This window comes from Sedimentitalea todarodis (assembly GCF_032595355.1).
Taxonomy (GTDB): domain Bacteria; phylum Pseudomonadota; class Alphaproteobacteria; order Rhodobacterales; family Rhodobacteraceae; genus Sedimentitalea; species Sedimentitalea todarodis.
The window spans coordinates 285,083-300,702 of sequence record NZ_JASMWN010000002.1; the positions used below are offsets into that span (position 1 = coordinate 285,083).

At 62.0% G+C, this 15,620-nt stretch carries 18 protein-coding genes; 8 read left to right on the forward strand and 10 right to left on the reverse strand.

Annotated features, from left to right (window positions below; genetic code table 11):
- Positions 1–2 precede the first annotated feature (2 nt).
- The 5 genes from QO231_RS04095 to QO231_RS04115 all read right to left on the reverse strand — a co-directional run bounded on the left by QO231_RS04095 (position 3) and on the right by QO231_RS04115 (position 5,899).
- Positions 3–515 carry a DUF3035 domain-containing protein gene (locus tag QO231_RS04095; RefSeq protein ID WP_316773582.1) on the reverse strand — a complete coding sequence of 171 codons (513 nt, stop codon included), beginning with the start codon at positions 513–515 and terminating at the stop codon, positions 3–5.
- 38 nt (positions 516–553) lie between these two features.
- The gene (gene lspA / locus QO231_RS04100; protein WP_316773584.1) at positions 554–1,054 is read right to left on the reverse strand and encodes a signal peptidase II; all 501 of its coding nucleotides are present in this window, start codon (positions 1,052–1,054) and stop codon (positions 554–556) included.
- A gap of 3 nt (positions 1,055–1,057) precedes the next feature.
- The gene (gene purH, locus QO231_RS04105; protein WP_316773586.1) at positions 1,058–2,647 is read right to left on the reverse strand and encodes a bifunctional phosphoribosylaminoimidazolecarboxamide formyltransferase/IMP cyclohydrolase; all 1,590 of its coding nucleotides are present in this window, start codon (positions 2,645–2,647) and stop codon (positions 1,058–1,060) included.
- 137 nt (positions 2,648–2,784) lie between these two features.
- Positions 2,785–4,527 (reverse strand): heparinase II/III family protein, encoded by a 1,743-nt coding sequence (locus QO231_RS04110; RefSeq protein ID WP_316773587.1) that lies wholly within the window; start codon positions 4,525–4,527, stop codon positions 2,785–2,787.
- 70 nt (positions 4,528–4,597) lie between these two features.
- The gene (locus QO231_RS04115) at positions 4,598–5,899 is read right to left on the reverse strand and encodes an RsmB/NOP family class I SAM-dependent RNA methyltransferase (RefSeq protein ID WP_316773588.1); all 1,302 of its coding nucleotides are present in this window, start codon (positions 5,897–5,899) and stop codon (positions 4,598–4,600) included.
- 84 nt (positions 5,900–5,983) lie between these two features.
- On the opposite strand from QO231_RS04115, the gene QO231_RS04120 reads away from it, so the two are divergent.
- A complete protein-coding gene (locus tag QO231_RS04120; protein ID WP_316773590.1) occupies positions 5,984–6,166 on the forward strand; it encodes a DUF1674 domain-containing protein in 183 nt (60 codons plus the stop codon).
- 21 nt (positions 6,167–6,187) lie between these two features.
- On the opposite strand, the gene QO231_RS04125 is transcribed toward QO231_RS04120, so the two are convergent.
- Positions 6,188–6,550 carry a hypothetical protein gene (locus QO231_RS04125; protein WP_316773593.1) on the reverse strand — a complete coding sequence of 121 codons (363 nt, stop codon included), beginning with the start codon at positions 6,548–6,550 and terminating at the stop codon, positions 6,188–6,190.
- 111 nt (positions 6,551–6,661) lie between these two features.
- On the opposite strand from QO231_RS04125, the gene QO231_RS04130 reads away from it, so the two are divergent.
- Positions 6,662–7,255: a hypothetical protein gene (locus tag QO231_RS04130; RefSeq protein ID WP_316773595.1), complete on the forward strand. Its 594-nt coding sequence runs from the start codon at positions 6,662–6,664 to the stop codon at positions 7,253–7,255.
- A gap of 486 nt (positions 7,256–7,741) precedes the next feature.
- Here the strand turns inward: QO231_RS04130 and dapB are convergent, their stop codons facing one another.
- Positions 7,742–8,557: a 4-hydroxy-tetrahydrodipicolinate reductase gene (dapB, locus tag QO231_RS04135; protein WP_316773598.1), complete on the reverse strand. Its 816-nt coding sequence runs from the start codon at positions 8,555–8,557 to the stop codon at positions 7,742–7,744.
- An 83-nt stretch (positions 8,558–8,640) separates the two neighbouring features.
- Here dapB and rbfA point away from each other — a divergent pair, with 83 nt between their 5' ends.
- From rbfA to truB, 3 genes are all read left to right on the forward strand, one after another.
- Positions 8,641–9,036: a 30S ribosome-binding factor RbfA gene (gene rbfA, locus QO231_RS04140; protein WP_316773600.1), complete on the forward strand. Its 396-nt coding sequence runs from the start codon at positions 8,641–8,643 to the stop codon at positions 9,034–9,036.
- Complete coding sequence (locus QO231_RS04145) at positions 9,033–9,773, forward strand: phosphodiester glycosidase family protein (RefSeq protein WP_316773602.1); 741 nt, start codon at positions 9,033–9,035, stop codon at positions 9,771–9,773. The genes rbfA and QO231_RS04145 overlap by 4 nt, the downstream gene beginning before the upstream one ends.
- Positions 9,774–10,103: 330 nt before the next feature.
- Positions 10,104–11,012 carry a tRNA pseudouridine(55) synthase TruB gene (gene truB, locus QO231_RS04150; protein WP_316773604.1) on the forward strand — a complete coding sequence of 303 codons (909 nt, stop codon included), beginning with the start codon at positions 10,104–10,106 and terminating at the stop codon, positions 11,010–11,012.
- A 13-nt stretch (positions 11,013–11,025) separates the two neighbouring features.
- Here truB and QO231_RS04155 read toward each other — a convergent pair whose 3' ends face one another.
- Complete coding sequence (locus tag QO231_RS04155; RefSeq protein ID WP_316773606.1) at positions 11,026–11,451, reverse strand: hypothetical protein; 426 nt, start codon at positions 11,449–11,451, stop codon at positions 11,026–11,028.
- Between the two features lie 66 nt (positions 11,452–11,517).
- Between QO231_RS04155 and QO231_RS04160 the strand changes: the two genes are divergently transcribed.
- The 3 genes from QO231_RS04160 (at position 11,518) to rpsO (ending at position 13,549) form a co-directional block, all read left to right on the forward strand.
- On the forward strand, positions 11,518–12,027 hold the full coding sequence (locus tag QO231_RS04160) for a DUF1643 domain-containing protein (protein WP_316773608.1): 510 nt from the start codon (positions 11,518–11,520) through the stop codon (positions 12,025–12,027).
- Positions 12,028–12,115: 88 nt separating this feature from the next.
- Positions 12,116–13,108 (forward strand): calcium-binding protein, encoded by a 993-nt coding sequence (locus QO231_RS04165; protein ID WP_316773609.1) that lies wholly within the window; start codon positions 12,116–12,118, stop codon positions 13,106–13,108.
- 171 nt (positions 13,109–13,279) lie between these two features.
- The gene (gene rpsO / locus QO231_RS04170; RefSeq protein ID WP_316773611.1) at positions 13,280–13,549 is read left to right on the forward strand and encodes a 30S ribosomal protein S15; all 270 of its coding nucleotides are present in this window, start codon (positions 13,280–13,282) and stop codon (positions 13,547–13,549) included.
- A 227-nt stretch (positions 13,550–13,776) separates the two neighbouring features.
- Here rpsO and QO231_RS04175 read toward each other — a convergent pair whose 3' ends face one another.
- Together QO231_RS04175 and QO231_RS04180 are read right to left on the reverse strand one after the other, a co-directional pair.
- On the reverse strand, positions 13,777–15,102 hold the full coding sequence (locus tag QO231_RS04175) for an ammonium transporter (RefSeq protein ID WP_316773612.1): 1,326 nt from the start codon (positions 15,100–15,102) through the stop codon (positions 13,777–13,779).
- Between the two features lie 28 nt (positions 15,103–15,130).
- Positions 15,131–15,469 carry a P-II family nitrogen regulator gene (locus QO231_RS04180; protein ID WP_316773613.1) on the reverse strand — a complete coding sequence of 113 codons (339 nt, stop codon included), beginning with the start codon at positions 15,467–15,469 and terminating at the stop codon, positions 15,131–15,133.
- Positions 15,470–15,620: the final 151 nt, after the last annotated feature.

Genomic DNA, 15,620 nt, shown 5'->3' on the forward strand with positions numbered 1-15,620 from the left:
GCTCATTCGGCGGGGGGGGCGGTCGGCGTATCTCGGCCAGACTGACGGAACGCTTCATTGACCGGGAAAGGATCAATGGCCTCCCGACGATACGCCTGGCTATATCGGTCAACAGGGAACAGTTTGAAGCCGCTCCACCGGGCCTGGCGTTTGCGGAACTCCGCATCCTGCTGTGCCAGCGCTTCGCGCGTGTTGGACGGAACGCCGTATCGGCTTGCACTGGCGACCAGGGCACCGTCAGAAGCAGGCGTTCCGCCGGTCGCATCGAGCGCCGAAGGTCGGCCGCCAAGCGCCGCGATCGCATCACCTTCGGGGTTCTGATCCACGAGGTTGCTGCCACCCGGCGTCGGAGCCGGCAGCACGTCATAATCCTGCGGCGCGGTCAACGGTTTGACCGGCACCACCATGAATTCATCGGGACCGTCGGAATTGCTCCGAATGTCATGCAGCGGCTTGTTGCCGCATCCCACCAAGCCGACGCTTAGCCCGATTATCAAAACCTGCGCAATCCGCACCGGTCATCTCCTGCCTGTTTCACTGGTATCTAACCCATTCATCCCTCGGGGTCACGCGATGTTTTGTCCCCGCTTTTGCCCTCGAACAGCACCAGTCCGACGGCCCCGACAAAGATGAACACATCCGCGAGGTTGAAGACAAAGGGATTGGTGATGCCGCAACATGACATGTTCAGAAAATCAAGCACATAGCCATAGGCCAGCCGGTCGAAAACGTTGCCAAGGGCACCGCCGATCAGCAGACCGGCACAAAGCTGCATGATCCGGCTGCCCGGATGAGTGCGCCGCACCCAAAGCAAGACGGCCGCCACGACGGCCACGGAAAACACGATCAGGCCCCATCGGACAAGGTCGGACTCGCCTTCGAACAGGCCAAAATTGATGCCGGTGTTTTCGCCGTAGCGGAAGTTCAGCAGTGGCGGCAAGACATCGATCGCCAGCCGCCGTGACAATTCCATGGCATGCACCACCGCATACTTGCTGATCTGGTCGGCCGCAAAGGCCAGCAGAGCGGCACCGATCAACAATCGCTGCGTCATGCGTCAGTGCCTAAAATGGCGCATGCCGGTGAACACCATGGCAAGCCCGGCCTCGTTCGCGGCAGCAATCACGTCATCATCGCGCATCGACCCGCCGGGCTGGATCAAGGCCGTTGCCCCGGCTTGGGCAGCTGTGATCAACCCGTCGGCAAATGGAAAGAACGCATCAGATGCGACAACCGACCCTTGCGTCAGCGGCGCATCCAGCTCCAGCGCGTCGGCCATATCCTGAGCCTTGCGCGCGGCGATGCGAGTGCTGTCCACCCGGCTCATCTGTCCTGCGCCAACCCCGACGGTCGCGCCGTCCTTGACATAGATGATGGCGTTGGATTTCACATGCTTGGCCACCGTCCACGCAAACAGCAGATCCTCCAGTTCGGCGTCGGTCGGCACCCGCTTGGTGACCACCTTCAGGTTATCCCGGTTGATAGACCCGGTGTCCTTGTCCTGCACCAGCAGCCCGCCAGACACCTGCCGCCACGCCAGGGCAGTCGCCCGTGGATCAGCCAGCGACCCGGTGGTCAGAAGCCGCAGGTTCTTCTTGGCGGCAAATATCTCGCGCGCGGCATCATCGGCATCGGGGGCGATCACCACCTCGGTGAAAATCCCGGTGATTTCCCGCGCTGTCGCCGCATCCAAGGTCCGGTTCAGCGCGATGATCCCGCCAAACGCGCTTGTTCGATCACAGTCAAAGGCGCGCATATAGGCGTCTTTCAACGTCGCTCCACGCGCCACACCACAGGGGTTGGCGTGCTTGATGATCGCACAGGCCGGACCGTCTTCCGGGGCGAACTCGCTGACCAGTTCAAATGCGGCGTCCGTGTCGTTGATATTGTTGTACGACAGTTCCTTGCCCTGATGCTGCGTCGCGCTGGCGACTCCGGGCCGGTCCGATCCATCCTTGTAGAACGCGGCCTTCTGATGCGGGTTTTCGCCATAACGCAGGGATTGCGCCAGCTTGCCCTTGACCACGCGGCGGCGGGGAGTCTCGACCCCGATCGCCCCGGCCATCCAGTTGCTGACGGCCGCATCATAGGCCCCGGTCCGGGCATAGGCGGTCTGGGCCAAAGTCCGGCGGAAATCGTCGCTCGTGGCCCCGTCATTGGCATCCATATCCGCCAGCAGCGCATCGTAATCGTCGGTATCGACCACCACCGATACAAACGCATGGTTCTTGGCCGCGGCGCGGATCATCGCAGGACCACCGATATCGATATTCTCGATGCAGGTGGCGTAATCCGCCCCTGCCGCGACCGTCGCCTCGAACGGATAGAGGTTCACCACCAACAGGTCGATCGGGTTGATCACATACTCTTGCATCGCCGCCACATGCGCCGGGTTGTCGCGCAGCGCCAGCAGCCCGCCATGCACCATCGGGTGCAGCGTCTTGACCCGCCCGTCCATCATCTCGGGGAACCCCGTGACCTCGGCAACATCGAGCACCTCAAGTCCTGCGTCCCGCAACGTCTGTGCGGTGCCACCGGTGCTCAGCAGTTCGACATCCCGCTCAACCAGCGCCTTGCCCAGATCGACAAGCCCCGATTTGTCGGAAACAGAGAGCAGGGCGCGGCGGATGGGGCGATGGTCGGTCATGACAGATCCTGAATGCAATGGCTGTTATGCGCGGCATAATCCAATTTCCGGCGGGATAGAACCGTCGTTTTGCCGCGCCTACAGGTTTCTGCGCGCGCGCGACTTCGCTGCCGACGAAACCGTCGGCGCGGGGCCGGTCATGGGTCGAAAACCGGCTCATCGCGCTGCAGATCCCGAACCGCTATCGCCGTGTCCTGCGCCTTGGACAGGGTCCAACGTATCCGCGTTGCCGGCTCCATCGCCTGACCTGTCACTACGATCTGCCGCGATTCACGTGGCTTCAGCCTGGTGCTTTCCAGGTAGACGCCCGGCTCCACCGACACGTGCGCACCGCCCTCGGGGCGAAAAATCCAGACCTCGCCGCTCCTGAGGGTGAGCGACACAGCGGTCCCGGCCAGATCAAGCCTTGCCTCGACGTCCGGGTGCAGATGCAGACGGATGTCAAACCCGATCCCGGTCAGCCTGGTCCGGTCCATTGCCTGATCAAACCGTCGCTTGTGGGCGTCTTCGATCGCCAGCAGCATGTCTTCGCCGGATAGTCGCCGCCCGTCAAAGCTCAGATCCAGCCGCCGCGCATGGGTCAGGCCGAACTGCGCCAGATACCCATCATGGCCGCCCTGAAACTGAACACCATCCGCGCGCTCGGACATCTCGATCGGCACGTGCTGCGGTCCCTCGATCAGGGGCACCAGCCCGGTCTTGCTGTCCTTTTGCGCCAATCGCGCGCTGGAGTAACCGGTCAAACCCAGCGTCGAATGCGATGGGGTGGCCCGTCCGGCGCGCCGCCACTGGCTGCCAAAGGTCGCGCCGGAACCACTGTTCACGATCAACGGCCGCCGGCCCGACGTCAGTTCGAACGCCAGCGTCGAGGCATGGGCGTTGAACGACGCATCTCCGGACGGTGGCACGGCTGCATCGACAATCACGCTGGTGCGCCCTGCCGACAGCCGGGCATAGCCCATCGCCAACCCGTTAACATGCGCAGGCTTTACATGGCTCGCGGCCAATGCATGGTCCAACCGCCCCTCCAACCCGCGTCCGCCGCCGTGAAACCGCGCCAACGCCCCGTCCGCATGGCGCAACGCGCGCAAGGTTGGTGCGATCCGCTCGATCGCCCTCGCATGGGCAGGCGGTACGCCACGGCCAACCTGATGAAGCGCAGACGCAGCCCATGTCAGCAGCGTGAACACCTCCAGCAGCTCTTCCGGGTTACGGGTCGGCACACCGCCTTGCTCGTCGATCTGGGTATCGCATTCCTGCGCCAACGCCCGCACTGCCGGGTCGGCCAGCGTCTCCTCGCCCTCCAGCGACAATCCCGCATAGATCAACCCGGTCAGCGCCTCGAATCTCGGCAATCCCGGCGACGCGCTGTGCCACCGTTTGGACAGAAACCAGCTCTGCCGCGCCAGGGTCCGAAAAAACGCTTCGCTTTCGGCGCTGTTCTGACCACGCAGCAGGAAAATGGCATGGTTGATCCAGCGGATCACGCGCCGTCCTGCCAGGTCCGGGACCCATCCCGGCCCGCGCCCGTCGTCAAACCGCGCAATCCAGTTCCAGACCCATCGCTGGGCCTGTGCACGGGCCGGGGCATCGCCCACCGCAGCCAGATCATCAAGCCAGGCAAACCCGTGCCGTTCTGCATCAAAACCGGCATCCGGTGCGCGCAACGCCCAGAGGTCACGGCCTCTTGCCTCAACCAGATAGCCCGCAAACAGCAGGTTCCCGGCCATCAGTTGCCGGCCCCGGACGAATCCCCCGATGGTGCGTGGTTCTGGTTGTGACACGAACCCGCGAGCGCGCTCATGCCGGCGCGCCAGCCGCGCGTACAACCGGTTCAGCGCCCGGTCCCGCCGGGCTGCAAATCTCTGCGGGGCTGCCATCGTGCCTCTGCCTCTACGCTCTGCGGCGTTTTAAAGCGTTTTGTCATGATCTCTTATCAGTATTCGCGCCTTAAGACAGTTTTTTGTCGATGCGAGGGGACTGGGCGCTGCCAACCTTGCGCAGGACCGCCATGTAAAACCCGTCCATGCCACCCCGTGAGGACCAATAGTCAGGCCTCAGGCGCAAACCGCCTTCATCGGTGATCCAGTTCGGGTCGATACCGGGCCGCAACAGGGCGGCGCGATCCGCCTGCATGTCATCATGTGCGGCCAGCGCCTCTTCCACCTGCACTTCGCCTTCGTCTGGCAACAGGCTGCAGGTACAGAACACCATCCGCCCGCCGGGGCGCAGCAGCGTCCAGGCATGGGCCAGCATCTCGGCCTGTAGTCCGATCAGCGCCGCAAACTCCGATCCATCCTTGGCGTGGGGCAAGTCCGGATGCCGCCGGATGGTGCCCGTCGCCGAACAGGGCGCATCCAGCAGAAGGGCATCATAGCGCCCGCTTTGCTTCAGAGCATCACCAACCCGCACGTCAGCCTTCAATCCGGTGCGGGTCAGATTCTCATGCAGACGCTTCAACCGTTGCTCGGAGCTGTCCACCGCGACAACCTCGGCGCCCGCCGCCGCCAGTTGCAGCGTCTTGCCCCCCGGAGCCGCACACAGATCCAGCACCCGTTCACCAGGCTGAACCGCAAGCAGCGACGCTGGCAACGCAGCCGCGGCATCCTGAATCCACCAATCGCCCGCCGCATACCCCGGCAGGGCGGTCACCTGCCCCGGCGTCGCCAACCGCAAGGATCCGGTCGGCACAACCTCGCCGCCAAGCGCCGTCAGATCGGCACCCGGTTTGCCGGTGATGTCCAGAGGTGCACCGGCAAAATGCGCCGTCTCCATTGCCGCGACGGCTTTTGCACCCCAGGCCGACACCAGCGAACCGCGCAGCCATTTCGGCAAACGGGGCACCCGCAGTCTTGTCCAGGCCTCCGGGCCATCTGCGGCAATCTTGCGCAGCACTGCATTGACCATGCCCTTGAGCTGTCCATGCCGCTTGTGCGCACCGACGATCTGCACCATCGCATTGACCACGCCATGCGCCGCCTCGCCCTGGCACAACTCTACCGTGCCCAGCCGCAGCGCATTGCGCACCATCAGTGGAGGATTCTTGCGCAGATGTTTCTGCAAGAGCCGATCCGCACGCTCAAGACCACGCAGGGTTTGCAGCGCGAGTCGCTGCGCTCTTGCCCGATCTTCGGGGGCCAGCCGGTCAAGCGAACCCGCCGACAGGCACTCTGCCATCAGGCGACCTTCGCCCAGCACCTGATCCAGCAAATACACCGCGCTGCGTCTTGCGCTCAGGCCGCTCTCCGCCATAGGTTCATCCCCGCAATTCCGCCGCGTCCCTTGTCAGACGCGGACGCGGGCGTATATCACGCATCAGGCATAAAGGAACCCGCGATGACTGACGATTCGAACCCCGACCTGCCGCCCGCAGCCCAGCGTGCCCTCGCCGAGGCCGAAGAACGCCGCAAGTTGGCCGCCAAGGCCGCACCGCTGCCAACGGAGCTTGGCGGACGCGACGGGTTGGAACCCGTCCGCTATGGTGACTGGGAAAAAAAGGGCCTCGCCATCGATTTCTGAATGGAATTTGATCCTGTCAGGCTATTCGCCAGAGCTCTCGGTCGGTGGTGCTGCTGGTGCCGTCGTGGTCGTCACATCCGATCCGCCACCATCACCGATTAGCGCTCCGACCACAACTACGGTCAGGACAAGCGCAGCGGCGGCTTCAGGCGTCAGCGCCCCGCCGAGCGCGGCAGGAACGTTCGCAGAGGCTTGTGTTTCGCACGTCACCTCTATTGACCCGTTCGGCAACGTCACAGCGCCCAGAACAATACCGTTTCCGCAGGCCAGACGGGCCTGCGCCTGCGACAGCGGCGCCGGAGTAACCTGTGCCTGCGCCTGCGCATGCCCAGCGAGTCCGGCTGCAATGACACCGGCAATTGCTATGCTTGAAAATTTGACCATGCCCTCACACTCGAATCCTGTTAGAATAGTGTCAACGATAGCGCGCCATGCCGCCTCCGGCAACGCAAGGCGCACGAAACAAGTCATTTAACTGCAGGAGTCCGTTTCAACATGAGTACTTTTCGGAGATTGGGGATTGCCGCAACCCTCACCGCAGCTACAGCAACGGGCCTGCCCGCGTTTGCACAGGCAATTCCGCCCGTGATCTACACCGTTATCCTGCCGGCAGCAGGGTTCGGCTCTGCCAACTACACAGATGTGGTCACCGGCGGCATCGCTGCGGCCCAGAAGTTCTGTGCGGAGCTTGGCAACGACTCCTACAAGGTCGATTGCCTGGCCGAACGCCTTGGCAAAGTCGCCGACGACATCCCGAAGGGCACCGTCTATGACGAGGTGCGAAATATCCTGAAAGATACCTCCGATCAGCTTGAAACCCTGGCGCGACAGAACCGCGATCCATCGCAGACGCGCGGTCGCGCAAAACGACCTGCAACGGATACGACGCCGGAGGTTGCAACGTCCCGCCCATTGACGCCGGTCGCTCCGCAATCACTGCCACAGGTCAACCAGCAGGCCAGCGCCATTCTCAGCAACACCGAGACACTCCTGCTGCGCAGCGCCTCCGGGTCCGAGAGCAAAACCCAGCAATACAGCCGCATCGCCGAGGCGATCGGGTCCAGCAAGGTACTCCTGCGTTCGGCCTGAATTTCCTGGAACATGAAACCCGGCGGAACCCAAGGCAACCATGGGTTGTCGTTGGTTGAGGCCGATAGCGGCTTGGATGGTGGCCAGGCATAGACTTTGATCCGACGCCGGGATGCTGTAGAGAAGCCACCGCCGCGAACTTTGCCGTAGCTATGGCGCAGAATCCGTGCGAGATCGGTTCGGGTCACGCCAGAGAGTCTCGGTCTGTCAGGGCCGGTGATGCACCGGGCCAACAAGAAAGCCGTCGCGTTGAAAGGCGGCTGACCCGACCAGGTGCAGGCCGATTGGTCCAGCGCCCCGGCGCGAAACCACACCGATCTGCGAGCGACAGAAACCACAGGATGAGCGATCACCCATCAAAGGGTGCGGGACAGCAGGCAATGATGCCGCGACCCGATGTCCGGCGGACACCTTTGCATCCCGGTCCGCACTATGCCTGTTCCGGCCATGAAATTTGGGTCGAGCCGATGGGCGAAAAATCGCCGATCAGTCGTTGAGGCCCAGCACATCAACCATGTCATATGCGCCGGGGGGCTTGCCCTGCCCCCACAGTGCGGCCCGCAAAGCTCCCCGCGCAAACACACCCCGGTCGGTCGCCACATGGCGCAAGGTGATCCGCTCGCCCGGCGCAGCAAAGAGCACATCATGCTCGCCCACGATGTCGCCGCCCCGGATCGCCACAAAGCCGATGTTTCCCCGCTCCCGCGCGCCGGTGATACCATCCCGACGCCGATCCGCGACATCGGCCAAGGCCACGCCACGCCCCTCTGCCGCCGCCTCGCCAAGCATCAGCGCCGTGCCCGACGGGGCATCAACCTTGTGATGATGATGCGCTTCGATGATCTCGATATCGAAATCCTCGTCCAGCGCCGCCGCCACCTTGCGGGTCAATTGGGTCAACAGGTTGACCCCAAGGCTCATATTGCCCGCGCGCACGATCACGGCATGACGCGCCGCCGGGGTCAGCGCCTCGATCTGTGCATCACTCATGCCCGTGGTTCCGATCACATGTACCAACCGTGCCTGCGCCGCCAGTGCGGCGAACTCCAATGTCGCTTCGGGTGCCGTGAAATCGATGATCGCCTGTGCCTGCGCAAATGCTTCCAGCGGATCGTCGATCACGGTCACTCCTGACGCACGCGCGCCCATCGCAGTGCCAATATCCTGACCAACCCAGTCATGGCCGGTCCGCTCGACGGCCCCCACGAGCTGTGCCTTGTCGCTTTCGCTGATGATCCGCACCAGCATCTGGCCCATCCGGCCCGATGCCCCCGTCACAACAATCCCCGGCTTATGTGTCATCGCGCGTCACTCCCTTGCGTCAGATGCTGTTATCCGGTTGCGGCCCGCTTGGCAAAGCCCTCGGTTCGGCTTAGATCAGGGACATGGCAAAGAACAAATTTCATGATGGCCCCGGCCCGTCCCAACGGCAGCTTCGCGTCGGCGAACTGATCCGCCGGACCCTCTCCGAGGTGCTGGCCCGCGGCGATGTCCACGATCCCGACCTCAATCGCCTGTCGATCACGGTTGGAGAAGTGCGCACCTCTCCCGATCTGCGTGTCGCCACCGCCTATGTGCTGCCGCTCGGCGGACAGGGGCGGGAAGATGTACTGAAGTTGCTGGCGCGCAACAAGGGCGAGCTGCGCCGTGCGATCTCCAAGAAACTGGCCTTGAAATTCGCCCCCGACCTGCGGTTTCAGCTGGACGATACCTTTGATCGGATGGATGACACCCGCCGCATGCTCAACCAGGACGCGGTACGCCGCGACATCGACGGGTGAGAGGCCTCGCGGCCTGTCTGCTGGCCCTGCTGCTGGCTCCTGCCGCCGCACAGGCTCAGGATTGTCGCGACCTGACCCATGCCGGCAACGTCTATGCGATCTGCGAAATCCATATGACAGGGGCCGATCTGCGCCTGTTTCTGTATGATGATACCGGCGATCTGCTCGGCCATTTTTCGACCGTCAATGCCGCACTTGCCCCAACGGGCAAAACGCTGGCCTTTGCGATGAATGCCGGCATGTACCACGAGGATCGCGCGCCGGTGGGTCATTACCTTGAAAACGGCATTGAACAGATGCGGGTGATCACCACTGAGGGGCCGGGCAATTTCGGACTTTTGCCCAATGGCGTGTTCTGCATCCGCGAAGGCCGTGCCGACGTGATCGAAACACTGACTTATGTCGAGGACCAACCCGCCTGCGCGTATGCCACGCAGTCTGGCCCGATGCTGGTCATCGACGGCGAATTGCATCCGCGTTTCCTGATCGACAGCACCTCGCGCTATATCCGCAACGGCGTCGGCACGAATGCTGACGGCACCCGCGCCGTCTTTGCCATTTCCCGCAACGCCGTTACCTTCCATGAGTTCGGCAGCATGTTCCGCGACGCGTTGAACCTGCCCAATGCGCTCTATTTCGACGGCAACATTTCGCGCCTCTATGCTCCGTCGATCAACCGCAATGACCTCGGCTTTCGCCTTGGCCCGATGGTCGGGCTGGTTGTAGACGCCGACTAGGCCCGAGGCGGACCCTGTAGCTTGACGAAATCCCTGGCTATTGCGTCAGAGTATTTCAGACAATCGTCACACGGAGTGCCACATCGTCAGCGGCGATCGCGTATGGCTGCGCCTACTTTGTATCTCTGGTTGAGGATTACCTGACGCGACAAGCGTGAATGACGGCGTTGTCCTGCATCAACTGCATTTTTCTCGCGGAAACTGTTTTTGGCAACAATGGGGTCCGACGCCTGAAAAGGAATGGGTTTATCGGCCACGCCGCACGCATGGGTTTGACACCCCTGCCCGCCTCGGCTACCCCGCCGCAGCACAGGCCAAACCGGAGACATCATGGGACGCAAGCGCAAAGGCCGCGACATATCCGGCTGGCTGATCATCGACAAACCCGCCGGGCCGACGTCCACCGCCGTCGTGAACAAGGTCCGCTGGGCCATGAACGCGCAAAAGGCGGGCCATGCAGGCACACTGGATCCGACGGCGACAGGCGTGCTGGCGATTGCGCTTGGAGAAGCGACAAAGACCGTTCCCTACGTCACCGACGCGCTCAAGGCCTATGCCTTTACCGTGCGCCTTGGACAGGCCACCAACACCGATGACGCCGAGGGCGAGATCATCGGTGAAAGCGACCTGCGCCCCACGGACGCGCAGATCAAGGAGGCGCTGAGCCCGTTTGTCGGCGATATCCAGCAGGTTCCGCCACAGTTCTCGGCCGTCAAGATCGACGGGGAACGCGCCTACAAGCGTGCCCGCGATGGCGAAGACATGGACCTTGCGGCCCGGCCCCTGTGGGTCGAGGAATTGATCCTGACCGACCGTCCCGATGCTGATCATGCAACTTTGGAAATGACCTGCGGCAAAGGGGGCTACGTGCGCAGCATCGCCCGCGATCTCGGCAAATCACTTGGCTGTCTGGGGCATGTCGTGTCGCTGCGGAGACTCTGGTCCGGCCCCTTCACTGCCGTAGATGCGCTGACACTTGAACAGGTCGAGGAAATGGCCCGAACTCCGGAACTGGATGCGCATTTGCAGCCCCTGGAAATCGGTCTCTCCGAGTTGCCCGAACTGCGCTGCACCCCCGAAGGTGCCGCGCGTTTGCGCAACGGCAATCCCGGCATGGTTCTGGCCTCGGATGTCGACTATGGCGATGACGCATGGGCCTCGCATGATGGCAAGGCGGTGGCGGTCGGCGTATACAAATCCGGAGAACTGCACCCGGCGCGGGTGTTCAATCAATGCTGACTGCCTGCTCTGTTCAGGCCCCGGTCTGAAATCCGGACACGAGTATGCGCGGGCCCTCCGCGCCAATATGCAGCGTATAATAGTGCCGCCAGGCCCGCTCAAGGCGACCATCCTTGCGCAGCAATTCCCAGTTGACCACCACGAGCGCAAGATGCGGACCCTCACTGCCGACATCGATGCCCCGAAGCCGCGCGTGAGATGCGCCACCCTCGCGAAAAGCAGTCAGCCGGGTCAGATTGAACGCCTCGACGTCACCGGCGCTCTGGTATTCGGTCACCTCACCATCCTGCCCGACCATCAGACAGGGCAGATGAAAGAACCGGGTCAGCTCCATGATGTCAAGCTCGCCTGAAATTATCGCACTCCACGCGGCACAATACGATTCGATGAAATCCCTCATCTGCTGCATTGCGGGCCCCATCCAAATTGCAACGGTCACTTCACCCTCGTTATACCTCAACCGGGCGACCTTTCCCAGAGCGCGCAGATTGGCTAAACCCACAGCATGATTACCCGATCCCATACCAAGGGCGATGCGCCGTCGACCGCCGTCTATTCCGATTGCGAACGCTATCGTTACAGCCTCACGCGGGTCTGGGACCCGGAAGGCAGGCGCGCGCTCTTTGTCATGCTGAACCCCTCGACCGCCACCGAAGTCCAGAACGACCCGACTGTCGAACGCTGTGAGCGGCGGGCACGGGCGCTTGGTTTTGGCGCGTTCCAGGTGACCAACATCTTTGCCTGGCGCGACACCGAACCGCGCGCGATGCGCGCCGCCATCGACCCGGTGGGGCCAGAGAACGACGCGGCGATCCTTGCCGGGGCCGATTGGGCCGATCAGGTGATCGCGGCCTGGGGAACGCATGGCGCGCACTTGTCGCGCGGGGATGCCGTGGCAACCCTGCTCCGCAGCACCGGGCGGCCCTTGTTTCACCTTGGCCTCAGCAAGGCAGGTCACCCGAAACACCCGCTCTACATCGCCTACAGCCAACAGCCCGAACCCTGGATCCGGTAACCTTCGGTTAACCGTGACGTCAGCTTTGGTTTGACCGGCGCGATGTCTGCATGGCCTACTCTACCGGGATACTGTGTGGAGCATTGTGATGTTGATGTTGGCTGGATTGCTGGGCTTGCTTGCTGTCGGCGGCGCTGCACTTGCGGTGGATCTGTCCCCGGAACTTGAGGAGGATGGGGACGATAGCGTCCAGCCCGATGGCGAGGATCTGGCAACTGGCGAAGCCGCTGACGATATCGTGCCGATCGACCAGATTATTTCCGGTGCGGACGGGGCCGAGCAAATCTCGGGTGACGCCGGCAACGATCAGATCAACGGTTACTCCGGTGATGATGCGATCCATGGAGGTGCCGGCAACGACACGCTGCACGGCGCGACGGGCGATGATGCGCTGTTTGGCGGAGACGGTAACGACACGCTGCACGGTGAAGACGGGCAGGACATGCTGAGCGGTGATAGCGGTGCGGACATGCTCTTTGGCCATGGCGGCGCCGATCTGATGTTGGGCGGCGATGGCGAGGATACCCTGCAAGGCGGCGACGGTGCCGATAGCCTGCGAGGTGGCGACGGCGATGATGCGCTGCATGGCGGGTTGGGCGATGATACCCTTGTTGGCGGTCAAGGCCAGGATACCCTTTTCGGCGGATTTGGAGATGACTTGCTTGTCGGCTCCGAGGCGGATCAGGACGACGATGAGATCAAGGATTACCTCAATGGCGGCCAGGGCGACGACCTCCTGGTCGCCGGGCGTGGCGATGTGATGACTGGTGGCGATGGCGCGGATCAATTTGTGCTGGATGCGGGGGAGACAGGTAACCGTGATGATGCCAGTGATCCCGGGTCCATTCGCCTGATGGACTTTGACGCCGAAGAGGATCAGCTACTGGTGATGTCGGATCTCGAACAGAATCCGGCACCGCAAATCGAGGTGATCGCGGACGAGGACACACCCGGTCTCAGCCATATCCTGATCGATGGCAACGAAGTCGCCAGCGTCATGGGCGGCGCAACGCTGACCGCCGAGGATATCGTGGTCATGGATCACGCCGCAGGCGCGGCCCTGGGGCTGGGCAGCGCCTGACGCCACGCCCGTTTCCGAAACCCTTTGCCTTTCCTGTGAAATGCGCCTATACGCGCCCATCCCTGACCGACTCGCAGTCCTTGCGGGCCGGTTCTGGACCTTCTTCATGGGCCTGTGCTGGACGACATCCCGGCCTGCGCCATTCACTCTAACCCTGCAAAGGAGACCCCGATGTCGATTACGCTTGAAGAAAAAACACGTGTCATGAAGGAATTTGCAACCAAGGAAGGCGACACCGGTTCGCCCGAAGTTCAGGTTGCCATTCTGAGCTCGCGCATCGCGACCCTGACCGAACATTTCAAGACCCACAAGAAAGACAATCACGGCCGTCGCGGCCTGCTGAAGATGGTCGCACTGCGTCGCAAGCTGCTCGACTATGTCAAGCGCAAGGACGAAGCCCGATATCAAGACCTGATCAAGCGTCTGGGCCTGCGCCGCTAACGCATACTGCGGTGGGCGATTTCTGGTGCACCTACAGACACAGACGACTATCGATCTCAACGCCCGCCAACCTTAGTGGGCGTTTTGCTTTGCAACCTACGTTTCTGACGCGGACGTTGCCCGAACGTCTCCACGATCAATATCCACGACGCAAATCGCACCATGGGTGAGTTGGAAAAGGCCCCGGCGCAGAACACCGGGGCCTTTCCCACACATGCACGGTTGCGTTAACCTTTGGAGAATTCCGGATAGGCTTCCATGCCCAGTTCCGTCATGTCCAGGCCGTTGATCTCCTCTTCTTCACCGACGCGGATGCCACCGACGGCCTTGAGCGTGCGCCAGACCACTGCCGAAGTCACGACCACGAAGACGCCGACGACCAGGATCGAATAAAGCTGTGTGATCAGCGACGCATCGGGATTGGTGAAAACCACCGCGATCGTGCCCCAGATCCCTGCAAACAGGTGTACCGGAATAGCGCCAACCACGTCGTCAATCCTGAGTTTGTCGAGGAATGGCACGGCAAACACCACGATAATGCCGCCAACGGCACCGATCAGCGTCGCCGAGAGCAACGAAGGTGTCAGCGGCTCGGCGGTGATCGACACCAGACCGGCAAGTGCGCCGTTCAGGATCATTGTAAGGTCAGGCTTCTTGTACAGCGTCTGTGTCAGGATCAGAGCGGCCACGGCGCCCGCCGCAGCGGCGGCATTGGTATTGGCTAGGATGCGGCTGATATCGGCGACATTGCCCGCCGTATCCATATAAAGCTGCGATCCGCCGTTGAAGCCGAACCAACCCATCCAGAGGATAAATGTACCCAGTGTCGCCAGCGCGAGGTTGGAGCCGGGGATCGGAACCACGCGGCCGTCCCTGGTGTATTTCCCGATGCGGGGTCCGAGGATGAGTGCCCCCGTCAAAGCCGCCCAGCCACCCACCGAGTGAACCACGGTTGAGCCCGCGAAATCGAGGAATCCGGCCTTGTCGAGGAAACCACCGCCCCATTTCCAACTGGCCTGGATCGGATAGATCAACGCCGTCAGAATTACCACAAAGATCAGGAACGGCCAGAGTTTGATCCGCTCGGCAAGTGCACCGGACACGATCGAGGCCGTCGCCGCACAGAACATCAGTTGAAAGAAGAAATCCGATCCGACCGAAGCATAGGTCAGGTCAGGTTCGGCGCCTGCAAGGCCGACGGATTCGAGGCTGGCGGGTAAAATGGCTCCAAGTATGCCCGGAATGGACCAGCCATCGCCCGGATACATCAGGTTGTAACCGATCAGGAAGTAGAAGACCGCCGCCAGCGAGAACAGCGCCATGTTCTTGGTTAACTGCATGGTGACGTTCTTGGAACGCACCAGTCCCGCTTCGAGCATGGCGAAGCCCGCTGCCATCCAGAAAACCAGCACACCCATGACGAGGAACATGAAAGTGGTCAGGATAAAACCGATATCGGCATTCGTCGGCGTCGTATCCAACTCCTGAGCCAGTCCCAGCGACGGCAGCGCGACAAGCGCGGCTGTTGTGGCAAGTGTTTTTGTCGGTGTCATTGTGTCAAATCCCCTTGTTGCCGCCGAGTCACAGCGCGTCTTCGTTGGTTTCGCCTGTGCGCAGGCGAACGGCCTGCTCCACATCGAGGACGAACAGCTTGCCGTCTCCGATCTTGCCGGTCTTGGCGGTCTTGGTGATGGTTTCGACGACCTGATCCGTCATTGCAGCGCTGACAACGAGTTCAAGTTTGATCTTGGGTACGAAATTCACAGCGTATTCCGCACCGCGATAGATTTCCGTATGACCCGATTGCGAACCAAAGCCCTTTATTTCAGTCACCATCATGCCGCGAACCCCGGACTCGGTCAGCGCTTCGCGGACCTCTTCCAACTTGAACGGCTTGATTGTCGCTATGATGAGTTTCACCTCTTTCCCTTTCCTTTGCAGGTACCCTGCGTGTAGACACCCAAAGCAAAACGCCGCGATGCAGCGATGCAAATGATCGGAGAGCAGAGCTTGGGGAATAAACGCGCGATTATGCACATTTTTTGCACAAAACACCGTCGGCGCCCAATTG